The organism is Gracilimonas sp., assembly GCF_031581265.1.
GTDB lineage: Bacteria > Bacteroidota > Rhodothermia > Balneolales > Balneolaceae > Gracilimonas.
In genome coordinates, this window is the sequence record NZ_JAVLBQ010000020.1 from 39,535 (window position 1) to 54,134 (window position 14,600).

Sequence of the window (14,600 nt, forward strand, 5' to 3'; positions counted from 1 at the left end):
TCTTAGACACCAATTTTTGAAATTACTAATTCTGAAATCCTAAGGATTGTAAAAAGAGATAAATAAAGAACTATGTATTTTTCTTAATAGCCTGCGCTACCTGTTGTGGCACTCGTTCATCGAATGGGCTGGGAATAATTTTATCCGCTGAAAGATCCTCTACACAATCTGCAATAGCTTTAGCAGCGGTTATAAACATTTTGGTGCTGAGCTTAGTCAGACGAGCATCCAGTGCTCCGCGAAAAATACCCGGAAAAGCCAATACATTGTTGATTTGATTGGGAAAGTCGGACCGACCGGTTGCTACTACTGAAGCACCGGCTTCAAAGGCATCTTCCGGCATAATTTCAGGGATGGGGTTGGACATCGCAAAAATCATGGGGTTCCTGTTCATCGTCTTTACCATGTCTTTTGATAAAACATTGGGAACTGAGACCCCGATAAAAACATCCATTCCCCTGACGGCATCTTCGAGACTGCCTTTGCGCATTTGTTTATTGGTAATTTCCGCCATTTCTTTTTTGGTATCATTCAGGCTGTTACGTCCTTTATAGATGATACCTCGGCTGTCGCACATTATGACGTCCTTCACCCCGGCAGCAAACAACAATTTCACAATAGCTACTCCTGCTGCTCCTGCACCATTTATGATTACTCGCAGGTCTTCCATTTTCTTATTGGTGAGCTTCAGCGCATTGTAGATTCCCGCAAGTGTTACAATGGCGGTTCCGTGCTGATCGTCATGAAAAACGGGGATATCGAGTTCTTCTTTTAGTCGTCGTTCTATTTCAAAACAACGGGGAGCAGAAATGTCTTCCAGGTTAATGCCGCCAAATCCCGGTGCGATATTTTTCACGGTTTGAACAATCTCATCCGTATCCTGCGTGTCTAAAACAATTGGGAAGGCATCAACTCCGCCAAACTTCTTAAATAACACTGATTTTCCTTCCATAACCGGCAGGGAGGCTTCAGGGCCAATATTTCCTAACCCCAAAACCGCTGAGCCATCACTTACTACCGCTACCATATTGCCTTTAGTGGTGTAGGTGTAGGCTTTTTCTTTGTCAACGGCAATTTCTTCGCAAGGTTGAGCCACGCCCGGGGTGTAGGCAATGCTGAGATCGTCTTTCGTTTCCAAGGGCATTTTAGGCTCTATGGAGATTTTGCCTTTGTATTTTTTATGAGCTTCTGTAGCTAATGTAGCGTAATCTTTTTTCGACATAGTGAGTTTAGGTTGATTCGACTGCTAATATAGTCGAAGTCTGTCTCTTTCGATTTAAATAGAAATTTTATCCAATAAAAAAGGCGTTGCAATTTGCAACGCCTCATTTGATGTCTCAAAAATAAGAAATTATTCGTTCAACATTGAAGCGACATCAAAAGAATTATTTTCGAGGTTGACATCCGCCAAACGTTGACTTGGATCTATAGTGATAGTCTTGATATCACTTGAAGCCCGGTCGATAGTAATTTTGTATTCAGGCTGAACCCAAGGCCAGTCTTCCAATACGGTTCGGCTTATTCCGCTTTCTGAAGGTTTTTCACCGCGCATCATTCGCAGTGGGATATAGAATAACTCGCTGCTTCCATCGGTGTACTCCACAACTACATCCAGGGGCATAGGCATAAGGCCAATGCGTTCCATATTAACCACCGTTTTATTAGCATCGCCTACTACTGATTTTATACCATAGTCAATGGTTTTGGTGGTTTGAACGAAATATTCGTAGTACCAATCCAGGATCATACCTGATTCTTTTTCCATGATCTCTACAAAATCAAGATCAGTAGGATGTTTCAGTTTCCACTCATCGTGATAGCGCTTCATTCCATTTCGGAAGTCTTCCCGGCCTATGATATAACTGATTTGTCCCAAAAATACCGCCCCTTTAGAATAAGCTGCTACACTATACGCACGGTTGGTGTTATAATGATCGGCATGTGTTACCATTGGCTCTTCATCCCCGCTTTCTACAATAAACCGGTAGCTTCGGTAGGAACCGGCGTAAGGGAAATCGGCCCCTCGGTCAAACAAATGATTCATTGTTTCGGCTGAAGCAAAGCTGGTAAATCCTTCATCCATCCATTCATATAAACTTTCGTTCGTAGCAATCACATTTTGATACCAGCTGTGATACATCTCATGAACCATTACTCCAACCAGGCTTCCAAGACTTCGTCCACCGGTGATAAGCGTTCCCATGGGATATTCCATGCCACCGTCGCCACCTTGTAAGTTTGTATATTGAGGATACGGGTATTCTCCAAAATTTTCGTTCGCATATTCAAAGGCACGAATGGTGTAATCTACAAGCTCTTCCCAATTCTGGGTGTATTGGGCATTTTGATCTTCAGAAGCCCCTTCTACTACGGCCGGCTGCTGATAGAGAAAGTGCAATTTGGGTCCATCAGGAACCTGCGCGGTTACATGTTTGAAATCAGGATCGGCTCCCCAAAAGAAATCGATGACATTTTTAGCCTGAAAGTGCCAGGTCATTTTGTCTCCTGAAGGACGGTTTACTTCGGCTCCTTCCTCTTCATAACCATATCCAATTTCATTTGGATTTTGAAGGATACCGGTTCCGCCTAATACATAATCTTTGTCGATTGTAATTTTCACATCGAAGTTACCAAATGGAGCATGAAATTCGCGTCCAACGTACTCGTTAGGATGCCATCCCTGGTGATCATATTCAGCCAACTTTGGGTACCACTGACTCATAGAAAATTCTACGCCTTCAGTGTTATCTCTTCCTGAGCGGCGCACTTGAAGTGGAACTTGAGCATCCCATTCCATTTCAAAAGTAGTGGATTCCCCGGGTTGAATGGGATCGTTGAGCTCTACCACCAATACCGTTCCGTCGGTTTGATATTCAACAGGTTGTCCGTCCTGGGTGAGGGAATTCACTCGTTGATATCCAATCTCGTCATCTTCCAAATGGAGGATTCGGTCCCGAACCCGGCCATCAGGATCTTCGATGGTACGAGAGCGAATGTCCATCATGCTATTAGGCTGAAATGCGTTGAAGTATAGATGGTAGTAAACACGATTGAGGACATCCGGGGAGTTGTTGGTATAAACCAAGGTCTGATTTCCGGAGTATTGATGGTTTTCAGCGTCCACATCAATTTCCATCGTATAATCGACATGCTGCTGCCAATAATCCCGATTTTGTGCGTGAAGACTTGTTGAAATTAAAATTAGTGTAAGGAATAAACTAAGTAACTGTTTCATACTGTATTTTTTTACCGCAGAGAGCGCGAAGATTGCGCAATGTACACGGAGTTAAAGGTTGTTTACAACTCGGCGAAAACCGTTTTTAAGTAATTTTGTGTTGAAATTAATAAGTAATCCCAATTTAGATTCAGATAATTTCAATAATAACTTTGTGATTGACAAATATATCTACTCTATATACAACTTCCATTTAAACTTCTTTATAAACTAACGGAAGTCCTCGCTCTGTTTCAACATGAAGTCCTTGTTGTTCCAACTCATAAGCCAAGCATTTCTGATAAGCTGACTCAAGTAATCCCGGTCCCAAAGCTCGGTGAACCTGAATAGCTAAATCCAAAACTATTTTTGATATCTCATTCTCTGTCATGGCAAATATATCTAAGCATTCCTTGCGAAATCTCTGCGTCCTCTGCGGTTTCAAACATGTTTTATTAACCACTAGAGGATGTTGTTAAATCATAGCCTAAATTCATTTCGAAGCAGAGCGATCGGAATGAGTATGAAATAATCATCAATCGAAAATAATCAATCATAAATCAAAAACTATTTCGGCTGGCGAAGGCTCGGCTTAGGGTTGCTTCATCGATAAATTCAAGTTCGGTGCCCATTGGGATTCCGTAGGCAATGCGAGTTACTTCAACTTCATAGTTCTTCAACAGCTTGTTGATATAATATGAAGTTGCTTCCCCTTCTGCATCAGGATTTAGTGCCAGGATAATTTCATTGATTTGGTCATCTTCGCCTACGCGCTTGAGTAATTCCTGAATGCGAAGTTTATCAGGTCCAATATTATCCATGGGAGAAATCACCCCGCCAAGCACATGATAACGACCCCGAAACTCATTCGACTTTTCAATGATATACACATCATTAAATTCTTCCACCACACAAATAGCCGAGGGATCCCGCTTTGGGTTATCACAAATTTTGCAAGGATCGGAATCGCTAACGTTTCCACAAACGGAACAACGAGTAACTTTTTCCTTTAGATCAACAATAGCCTGAGCTAATTTATGGGCATAATCATCATTTTGTTTTAACAGATGAATAGCAATTCGCTGAGCCGATTTCCGCCCCGTACCGGGAAGTTTAGCAAGCTGCTCAATAGCCCGCTCTAAATATTCTGAGGTTATCTGCATTTATAATGTTAAGTGTTAAATGCGTAAATGTTAAATGTGAGAACTCATTTAACATTTAAAACTGAAGCATTTAAAATTATTATAGTCCTAATTTTGACATATCCATTCCGGGGATGCCACCGCCGGGAATCATGCCCTTATACATTTCCTGCATTTTTTCTTTGGAAGCCGTTTCTGCTTTTTCAAGCGCTTTATTTACTCCGGCTACGATAAGGTCTTCCAGCATTTCTTTGTCCTCAGGGTCAACCACATCCGTATCCATTTCGATGGAAACGATTTGCTTATTGCCATTGGCCTTCACTTTTACCATTCCGCCGCCGGCCTCGGCTTCAACAATAACGTCGTTGAGCCCTTCCTGGGCTTCCTGCATTTTAGATTGCATTTCCTGAATTTTGCCGAACATATCGGCCATGTTAAAGTCACTCATAATTCTGAATTTTTATTAGATGATTTTTCTTTCTGCCACAAAAACACGAAAGCACAAATTTTAGTGATTTCATATAATTTTTTTCGTGCTTTAGAGATTTAGTGGCAATTTTTAATATTCCAATTCGGCCCCAAAGATGTCCACAATATCACTGATGATGGGGTCTTTCTGTTGAATTTGTTTGAAGCGCTCGTACACGCTCATGGGTTTATCCTCTTCGGATTGCTCACCTACGGAAATATTAAAACGCAGTAAGGTACCGACACATTCCTTCAACTTTTTCTGAAGTTCCATTTTTTGCTCGCTCAACATTTTTTGAGCAAAAGCATTATCACAATCCAAATGAATTTCTCCGCCTTTAACCTTTTTCACTTTAACGCGTTCCATCTGGGAATGCAAAAGCATAGGGAAATCACCTTTTAACGTGTCAACATATTCCGGCCATTTTTTAGCTACAAATTCAGTTGTAACCTTCTCCGGAGCTTTTTCTTCAGTTCCGTTATCTGTGGAGACTTGGGACTTTGGATCACCTTTTTTTTGCTTCTTTTCAGTTGAATGCTGTGCTTTTTTGGAGAGGTTAGTCACGAGTGCCGGAGCGCCAATATCAAAATCATCATCTTCCTCTTCAAAGTCGGTATCATCGTAATTGGCTTCTTCCGATTCAAACTCTTCTTCCGGTTCGGTTTCTTCTGAAATTTCTTCGTCAGCATTCCCCGGAGCTTCTACAGGATTAGATTCCTTAGAGTGATCTTCTTTTTGATGATTTGAAGAGTCAGAAGATGTTTCCGCTTCTGCTTCAGTATTATTTTGGTGTGAACCGTTTACGAAGTTATCGGAGTTTTTTTTTAATTCCTCAAGGCCGGCAAGCAACTCCAAAAGCCGTTCCGTTCGTTCCATATGGATGAGCTTCAGCAGGGTGATCTCAAATTGAATTCGGGGCTGACTTGCATCCTTCAGCTTTATCTGCGCTTCACTGATGATATGGAGCATACGCATGAGATCATCCCGCGTGAAATCTTGGGCCGTTTGCTTATAGCGCTTCTTAGTTTCTTCGGATTCCTCTACTAAATATAGTTTCGAACTTTCTTGTGCGATATACAGATTCCGGAGATGCTCCGTCAGCCCAATCAAAAATTCCTGAATATCATAACCTTCCTGAAGAAGCGTATTGATAAGCTCAAGTCCGCTATCGGCATCATTTTCTTTTACGCACTTCATGAACTCAAACAGGCGGTCGGTTCCTACTACATTCAGTGCTTTCAGTAACTCATTATGGGTGATGGTGTCTCCACAGAAAGCTATGGCCTGATCCATTAATCCAAGTGCGTCTCGCAATGCCCCATCAGCTTTTTTGGCAATTACGTGAAGCGATTCTTCATCAATGGAAATATCCTCATCGAAAGAGATCTTACGAAGTCGCTGTACGATCTCATCCACTGCAATTCGCTTGAAATCGAAGCGTTGCACCCGGGAGAGAATGGTCGGAAGAACTTTGTGAGGCTCCGTTGTAGCAAATATAAAAATGGCGTGCTCGGGTGGTTCTTCCAGTGTTTTCAGCAGCGCATTGAAGGCCGCTTTACTGAGCATGTGAACCTCATCTACAATGAAAATTTTGTAGCGACCGTTTTGGGGTGGAATTCGCACACTTTCCCGCAGGTGATGCACATCATCTACCTTATTATTGGAAGCGGCATCCATCTCCACGATGTTCAAAGTCTGATTCAGCGACTCTCCATCAATACTTGCGTCAATCTCGTTGATAGTTCGTGCAAGCACGCGAGCCATAGTTGTTTTACCAACACCCCGAGGCCCACAAAACATGTAGGCATGAGAAAGGCGGCCTTGCTTTATGGCATTTTTGATAGTACTGCTCACATGCTCTTGAGAGACAATATCTTCAAAAGAAGTAGGCCGGTATTTTCGTGTAAGTGCGCGGTAGGTTTCTGACATTGATAAACTGGTTTTTCAATCAAAACAATGTACAAAAAGGAGAGCAAAAATTTGAGGCGAATTGGGGGTATTTGGTAATGATAAATTGTAAACGTTTAATATAGATGGGGTTTTGATTTCCATTTAACATTCAGCATTCAACATTTAGAAATTAATCTCTCAACTCAAACGAGTCACCTTCCGTCAGCAACTTAAAATTCACCCCAATATTTCCCGATTTTTGCATGGCTTCGAAAAAACCATTTTCAGGATCTTTCATACCGTCATCGGCGAGAGGAAAAGTGCCGAAATGCATTCCAAAACTGATGTCTGCCCCAACATCTTTATGAACCTGAATGGCCTCTTCCGGATTGACATGCATCGGCTTCATAAACCAGCGTGGTTTGTATGCTCCGATTGGGATTAGTCCTACCGTGATGTCGTATCGTTCTCCTATCTCCTTGAAGAAATCACCATACCCGGTATCTCCTGCAAAATAGATGCTTCCCGAAGGCGTATCGATTACATAACCTGACCAAAACGTTTTATTTCTATCGAACAAACCCCGCGCGGAAAAATGCTGAGCTTGCACAGCATGAATAGTGATATCGCTGTCTATAGGGTTTTCATCCCACCAGGTGAGGGCTTCGGTTTTTGTGATGCCTTCCTTGTTTAAATATTGATCTACCCCGAGTGGGACAATGACCCTTGGCTCAAAAGTCTCATTCAGTTTTTTCAGCGTTTTAATATCAAGATGGTCGTAGTGGTTATGACTGATGAGAATCAGGTCGATGGGAGGCAAGTCTTCCAACTTAACTCCGGCGGGCCGAAAACGTTTGGGACCTGCAAAGGAAACCGGGCTGACTCTTTCACTCCATACCGGCTCGGTTAAGATGTTGACGCCGGCGGTTTGAATCAGAAAAGTGGAGTGATTTACATAGGTGATAACCATGCCATCGGTGACAGCATCAGCAGGTTTGGAGGCAAAAGTGACTTCTTCTTCAGGCACGGCCGTCCATTCTCCTTGATCTCGCTGAACGTACCATTTCATCACATCAAAGAAATCCTTGTCCGGAACTTCCCCAGGGTTTTCAAAAGTCGATCCATTGAAATGTCCAGTGGCAGGGCCATCATAGCCGGGTTCCGAGACCATCCAGCCTAAAAAGGTGATACAAATTGCAGTGAGGGTCAGCAGGACGATCAGCCAGAGCATGATTTTTTTGAATAAGTTCATGATGGAAGATAGGGAATAGGGGAGATAAGTGGATAGGGGAATAAGGTGTGATACTTATTTCATTATCCACTTATCTCCTCCGGTCACTTCAAATGCTTTTCAAAGAATTCGTAAATCCTACGATACTCATCATACCAGGCGTCTTCATCGCGGAAACTGTGGCGTTCGGTGGGATACATCATCATCTCAAATTCCTCATTACCTGATTGCACCAGTCGTTCGATGTAGTGAACTGCATCCTGAAAACCGACATTACTGTCAATCAATCCATGAAGGAGAATTACGGGTTGCTCCAAAGAATCAGCATAAGTTACGGGCGAACTTCGGGCATAGTTAGCAGAATCAGCTTCGGGTGTTCCAAGTCTTGGAAGTGTATAACCGGGATTGGCGTAATAGTAATTTTCCCAGTTAGTAACTGATCGCAATCCTGCTGCTGCATCAAAATGTTCAGGAGAAACACCGACGGCATAAAGGGCCATGAAACCACCGTAACTTCCGCCATAAATACCTACGCGGGAGGTATCTGCCATGTCGTAATTATCGGCGAGGAAAGCGAGTCCGTCTTCGATGTCTTGGGTCTCATACTTCCCCATCCAGTTGGTGACATCTTCCCGGAACTTCCGGCCATAGCCGGTACTGTGACGGTAATCAACTTCGATCACATAATACCCTTGCTCATTCAGGAACTGATGGAACATATATTCCCGCCAATAATTATTGGACCAGCCTTTGTACACATTTTGCAGAGAACCGGCTCCGTGAACAAAAACTACCACCGGATTTCCATTAGGATTTCTTCTCTCAGGTCTTAATACCGACATGGAAAGTTCGGTCTCGCCATCACGACCTGTAAATCGCACATAATCTTCCTTTTGCCAGTCATAGTCATAAAAGGATTCGGGAACAGTATTGGTCAATTTAATTTCACGTTGAGGGATCACCGTGTCAACCACATAAAGGTCGAAAGGTTCGTTAAAGTAGGTCTTACTATAGACTATATAACGTCGATTGGGCCCCATTCTGAAGTCTCGGCGATGACCAACTTCAGAAGTCAGTTTAGTACGATTGTTTCTGATGATATCTAATTTGTAGAGCTGAATTTCACCGGGATCCATCTCGCTGGTAGCCATGGCGATGTAGCGACCGTCAATCCAAGAGGCCCAGGGGATGTCAAATTTTCCAAAAGTATGTTGGGTGAAATTAGAGCCGTCCGGATCTACCGTATAAATATGGTTCCATCCGTCACGCTCACTTTGTAACATCAGTTTATCAGTTTCAGGAGCAAAAGCCATATTGGTGCCATAAAGCCATCCATCAGTAGAATCTTCAAATACTACTGTAGATGACATATCCTGAAGATCATAAACCGTCATGGTTCGATTTTTTTGTGGAGGATCGGTGGCATCCAAAGCAAGATAATTTCCTGACGCACTCACATCAGCATTCACGTAGCCTTTGTGTTCCATTACCACCTTAACTTCTCCGGAATCAATGGGAGCAACTGAAATTATTCGGGAAGGGATTCCTCTTCGTGATTCACCGGGATCTACCAAGCGGCCGGCATATTCCGGGAAATAATACGTTTCATAATCGGAACTGTCCCATTGACTGAGTACCAGTTTATCATTGGCCCAACCCACAATGCTGTATCCGGGTTGATCGCCTCTGCGAATAGTAATTTGTTTGATGTAAGCTTCTTCAATCCCGGAAATCCAAATATCTCCGTTTTGTACAAAGGCAAACTTGGTACCCTCTTTGTTCCAAACCGGGTTATAGTCATACCCCTTTGAGGCTACGATTACCCTTTTATTTTCAAAATTGGCATCAGCCAGGACCAAATCGCCCCCTTCATTATATAGAAGGTGATCTCCGTCAGGAGAAAGTTCATAGTTGCCGATGATATCATCCGGAGCTGTTTTATGATTCTTGCCACTTAGGCCAACTTGATACAAGTCCATTTCAGAGGAAGTAGAATCACTCCATCTGTAGTAAATGGTTTTTCCATCGGGGGAAAAGTGGGAAAAGGAAGCACGAATACCAGGAATAAAGGGTTCGTGAAAAATTTCTTTAAGGGATAAAGCATCAGGATATTCCTGGGCTTTTGCATCAATGCTAATAAATGCAAAAATCAGAAGGATGGATAGTAGCTTCTTCATATTAAGTGGGATGAATTTAGTCTTGAAAGTAAATCGATAGAGAGAATAAAAACTTTGAAGGAGAAAAATTGCAAAAGTTAGTTTCAGACCTGAGTTCGATTAATAAATTGTCATTAACGTTATTATGGTGAGATTTTTTTAATACCACCTCCCAACCCCTAAAAACCAGTCATTGCGAGGAGCCGACCGTTCACAATGCAGACCTGGTTGCATTACGACGCGGCAATCTCTTTAATACTACTTGGGAGCTTTAACAAAGAGGCGGTAGCAAGTGCATTTCCACAATCAAACAGATTGCCACAGGTTTTGCTCCCATTCGGTCGCGGAAACCTTCGCAATGACGATGTTGTGGTAGATTTAAATACTACCTCATAACCCTTAAAAAAGCCAGCCATTTATAGTCGCGATGAAGGTTCATTTATGGTCTACTTAATTCGAACTCTGGTTTTCGGGGTTAATCAATATTGTATAAACATTGGTCAGTATTTGGCATTTAAAGAGGATATGAAAGTTGTATAATTAGAACGAAATAATAATCAAACTAAAAAGCCTGATGAAAAATATAGTATTAAATATAGACGGAATGGGATGCAGCGGATGCGTGAATACCATAGAAAATACTCTTTCCGCATTACCGGGAGTGAAAACGGCCATTGCTAATCTCGAAAAAGGGATCGCAGAAGTAGATTATGATGATAACGAAGTCAAGGAGTCAGACTTCAAAAAAGCCGTAGAAGAAGCGGGTTATCAGATGACAGGGATTCAGTCCTGAAATATGTTATTAAACATGAACTTATATATAGAATTGTCATCCTGAGCGATTAAAAAATTATATAAGACTAGTTGCTGAACGCGAAGGATCTCAAACCCACTATTATCTAAGACGTTATTCAAGCATTGAGACTCTTCGCGTTCACTATACTTCTTTGATAAGAGTTTTTAAGCGCTCAGAGTGACAAGTCTTCATTTCACACAACAAACACCCTAAACCATGAAAAAAGCAACACTTCAAATTGATGGCATGCATTGTGCCGGATGCGCCAATGCGGTTGACAAACAGCTGGAAAACCTGGAAGGCGTACAGTCTGCAAAAGTAAATTTGGCCACCGAAACGGCGTTGGTGGAATATGAGGGAGACCTGACTACCGCTGATTTTTCGGAAGTTATCTCCAAAGCAGGATATACGTTGGTGGAAGAAGAATCCGACTCTAAAACCAAGGCCGATCAGGTAGAAGAGCGCGAGCAGAAAAAGCTGGATACCGCTCGCCAAAATATGATCTGGTCGTGGGTGCCAACGATAGCCATGTTGCTCTGGATGCTGCCCATGTGGATTGCCGATTATATGTTCTTGGGTAACATTGGGATGGAGTTGGGGATGATTCTGCTCTCCGGTTTTGCCATTTTTGTGCCGGGTCGGGAAACGATAAAGAGCGCCTGGAAATCAACAAAAAATCTTAGCCCGAATATGGATGTATTGATTGCCATGGGTGCGCTGGCTTCGCTTTCAACAGGATTTGTGGTGTTGTTGCATCACCTTGGCTACGGACCCGAATTCCACAGCTTTGCAATGATCGGGGGTATGATTATGGCCTTCCATCTTACCGGGCGATATATCGAAACCAAAGCCAAGGGCAGTGCCTCGCAAGCTATTCGAAAATTGTTGACCCTGGGTGCTAAAGAAGCTTCGGTCTTACGGGATGAAGAAGAAATTAAAATTCCGGTCAGTGAATTGAAGATCGGAGACATTATGTTGGTGCGTCCGGGAGAAAAAATTCCCACTGATGGGGAGGTTATTGAAGGTGAAAGTAGCGTAGATGAATCGATAGCTACGGGCGAATCCATGCCGGTAGAAAAATCTGAAGGCGATGAAGTGATCGGGGCTACACTGAATACCAACGGGGTGTTAAAAGTGAAGGCGACCAAAGTAGGCAATGAGACGTTCCTCAATCAAGTCATCAAAATGGTGGAGGAAGCGCAGGGTTCTAAAATTCCCATTCAGGATTTCGCCGACCGGGTGACCAAAGTATTTGTACCGATTGTATTGCTCCTTGCGGTGCTGACACTCGTTTCATGGTTACTATTTCCACAATTCTTTGGTGGACTGGTGGAATGGGCTTCCAGCTTTATTCCATGGGTGAATCCTGAAATGAGTTCCGTATCTCTCGCTTTCTACGCAATGATCGCAGTGCTGGTAATTGCCTGTCCGTGTGCCCTGGGCTTGGCTACCCCTACGGCGCTGATGGTCGGTTCAGGTCTCGGAGCTGAAAACGGTATCCTCATTCGAAAAGGGGAAGCCATTCAGCGTATGAAAGATGTGGACACTATAGTGCTGGATAAAACAGGCACCATCACCAAAGGAAAACCGGAAGTGACGGATGTGATTACCTTCGGGGAGATTTCTGAATCAGAGTTATTGCAAGTGGCAGCATCGATAGAAAACAATTCCGAACATCCCTTAGCACGTTCTATAGTTAATCGGGCTTCGGATAATGACATTGACCTACAGGAAACCTCCGGATTCGAAAGTTTTAGCGGAAAAGGGGTGAAAGCCAAATTTGGGGATGAAGAGGCCGGAGTAGGATCAGGCAGTTTAATGGAGAAACTTGGAGTGGAAATCACCGAAGGTGAAAAGACCCAAAAACAGGAATTGGAAGAACAAGCAAAAACGGCCGTCTTTGTGAGTCGGGCCGGAAAATTAATCGGGCTGATCGGGATTGCAGACGAAGTAAAAGAAGATAGTGCAGAAGCCATTTCTGAATTCAAGAAGCTGGGCTTGAAAACGATCATGCTTACCGGAGACAATGAAAAAACAGGTCGTGCTATTGCTGAAAAAGTAGGCATTGATGAGGTCATCGCCGAAGTGCTTCCGGATCAAAAATCAGACGAAATCAAAAAACTACAGGAGGCCGGGAAAGTGGTGGCTATGGTAGGCGATGGAATTAACGATGCCCCGGCGCTGACCCTGGCCGATGTGGGAATCGCGATTGGAACGGGGACGGACGTAGCGATAGAGTCCGGCGATATTGTATTGGTGAAGGGAGACCTGCCGGGCGTATTGCGCGCTATTAAGCTAAGCAAGGCCACTTTCACCAAGATAAAACAAAACTTATTCTGGGCTTTCTTCTACAACCTGATCATGATTCCATTGGCAATTATCGGATTGTTGCACCCACTGCTGGCCGAGGCCGCGATGGCGTTTAGTTCCATTAACGTGGTCTTTAACTCGAGAAGATTGGGGAAAGCTGAGTTGGATTAGGGTTGGTTAATGGGGTAATGGTTAATCGTTATTCGGTTTTGCCACTTATTTTTGCTAAGGGGTTGTTTCCCAGAGCGCCCGGCAATTTGAAAGGTTCTGGATGTTTATCGCGAAGGGTCTCAAATTATAACATGGCAGGCTATTTTATCTCGCTCCAAACCACCCGGTTGGGAGTGGAAGCCTGGACCACCGGGTCCAAAATAAGTGTGCCACGAAGCAGTATCCCTCACTTACTACCTGTGGACCGGGTGGTCCGCGAAGGCGTTCCGAACGAGGTTAAAGCTAATATAGGCAAATCTACTCGTTTGCTTTTAATACCTCCAAGCCTAATCATTCGTCAGACCCCTTCGAATTTGAAGTTGGCTTTTTTGTCCTGTTCAGTGGTCAGACGAGAACGTTTTGTATTCAATTAACGATTACACCATCAACCAATAACAAATAACGAACTACAAAATATCCATAAAACAAATTTGCACGAAGAAGGTTATCTTTAATGCAATCACCCAAAATTTTTTTCAAATAATATTATGAGTAACAACAAGATTTTAATTGTAGGATTATTGATAACGGCAGGAGTTGCAGCATATCTGTTTTGGCCGGGTAATTCTTCAAGCAATTTATTGGCAAGCGGAACGGAAGTGAAAATGTATAAAAACGAAGGCTGTCAGTGTTGTACCCGCTGGGGCAGCCACATGGAGGAAGGTGAATTTACCGTGGAAGAAATTCCAGTTCCCGTACTTATGCAGGTCAAAAATGACAACGGTATCACTCGTGAATTGGCTTCCTGTCACACTGCGTTGGTAGATGGTTATGTTATTGAAGGTCACGTCCCCCGCGCTGATGTAGAACGACTCCTCGAAGAAAAACCGGAAGATGCCATCGGACTCGCCGTGCCGGGCATGCCTATCGGTTCACCGGGAATGGAAACACCGGGCCGCACTCCCGACAGTTACGATGTGCTGCTGGTTAAAAAAGACGGAACGACCAGCGTGTATTCTTCCTACTAAGAGATAGCATAGGCAAATTTAAGAAACTGAAGCTCAGTCATTTTTGGCTGGGCTTTTTTTATGTAAATGATCTAAGTTCAAAATAATAAAGTCTTTATTGAAAGTTTGAACCCTAAATAGGGAGATCTTTAAGAAACTGAAGTCTCCCCTGGAGGGGAGATAAATCAGTCAGTTGTTCCTGACTGATTTTGAGGGGTGTTGGTGCCAAGGAAAA

At 43.2% G+C, this 14,600-nt stretch carries 11 protein-coding genes; 3 read left to right on the forward strand and 8 right to left on the reverse strand.

What is annotated here, in order from left to right; translation table 11 throughout:
* Positions 1–70: 70 nt before the first annotated feature.
* The 8 genes from RI561_RS08550 to RI561_RS08585 all read right to left on the reverse strand — a co-directional run bounded on the left by RI561_RS08550 (position 71) and on the right by RI561_RS08585 (position 10,123).
* Positions 71–1,222, reverse strand: a complete 1,152-nt coding sequence (locus RI561_RS08550; protein WP_395079815.1) for an NADP-dependent malic enzyme — start codon at positions 1,220–1,222, stop codon at positions 71–73.
* Between the two features lie 129 nt (positions 1,223–1,351).
* Positions 1,352–3,235: a M1 family metallopeptidase gene (locus tag RI561_RS08555; RefSeq protein ID WP_395079816.1), complete on the reverse strand. Its 1,884-nt coding sequence runs from the start codon at positions 3,233–3,235 to the stop codon at positions 1,352–1,354.
* Positions 3,236–3,428: 193 nt separating this feature from the next.
* Positions 3,429–3,605, reverse strand: coding sequence for a GxxExxY protein (locus RI561_RS08560; RefSeq protein ID WP_395079817.1), 177 nt, complete (start codon positions 3,603–3,605; stop codon positions 3,429–3,431).
* A gap of 169 nt (positions 3,606–3,774) precedes the next feature.
* On the reverse strand, positions 3,775–4,377 hold the full coding sequence (gene recR, locus RI561_RS08565) for a recombination mediator RecR (RefSeq protein WP_395079818.1): 603 nt from the start codon (positions 4,375–4,377) through the stop codon (positions 3,775–3,777).
* 79 nt (positions 4,378–4,456) lie between these two features.
* On the reverse strand, positions 4,457–4,804 hold the full coding sequence (locus RI561_RS08570; protein WP_395079819.1) for a YbaB/EbfC family nucleoid-associated protein: 348 nt from the start codon (positions 4,802–4,804) through the stop codon (positions 4,457–4,459).
* Positions 4,805–4,915: 111 nt separating this feature from the next.
* Positions 4,916–6,754, reverse strand: a complete 1,839-nt coding sequence (gene dnaX, locus RI561_RS08575) for a DNA polymerase III subunit gamma/tau (protein ID WP_395079820.1) — start codon at positions 6,752–6,754, stop codon at positions 4,916–4,918.
* A gap of 151 nt (positions 6,755–6,905) precedes the next feature.
* Positions 6,906–7,946, reverse strand: coding sequence for an MBL fold metallo-hydrolase (locus RI561_RS08580; RefSeq protein WP_395079821.1), 1,041 nt, complete (start codon positions 7,944–7,946; stop codon positions 6,906–6,908).
* 104 nt (positions 7,947–8,050) lie between these two features.
* Complete coding sequence (locus tag RI561_RS08585; RefSeq protein WP_395079822.1) at positions 8,051–10,123, reverse strand: prolyl oligopeptidase family serine peptidase; 2,073 nt, start codon at positions 10,121–10,123, stop codon at positions 8,051–8,053.
* A gap of 553 nt (positions 10,124–10,676) precedes the next feature.
* Here RI561_RS08585 and RI561_RS08590 point away from each other — a divergent pair.
* The 3 genes from RI561_RS08590 to RI561_RS08600 all read left to right on the forward strand — a co-directional run bounded on the left by RI561_RS08590 (position 10,677) and on the right by RI561_RS08600 (position 14,386).
* A complete protein-coding gene (locus RI561_RS08590; RefSeq protein ID WP_395079823.1) occupies positions 10,677–10,895 on the forward strand; it encodes a heavy-metal-associated domain-containing protein in 219 nt (72 codons plus the stop codon).
* Between the two features lie 219 nt (positions 10,896–11,114).
* Positions 11,115–13,379: a heavy metal translocating P-type ATPase gene (locus RI561_RS08595; protein WP_395079824.1), complete on the forward strand. Its 2,265-nt coding sequence runs from the start codon at positions 11,115–11,117 to the stop codon at positions 13,377–13,379.
* Between the two features lie 527 nt (positions 13,380–13,906).
* Positions 13,907–14,386: a DUF411 domain-containing protein gene (locus tag RI561_RS08600; protein ID WP_395079825.1), complete on the forward strand. Its 480-nt coding sequence runs from the start codon at positions 13,907–13,909 to the stop codon at positions 14,384–14,386.
* Positions 14,387–14,600 lie beyond the last annotated feature (214 nt).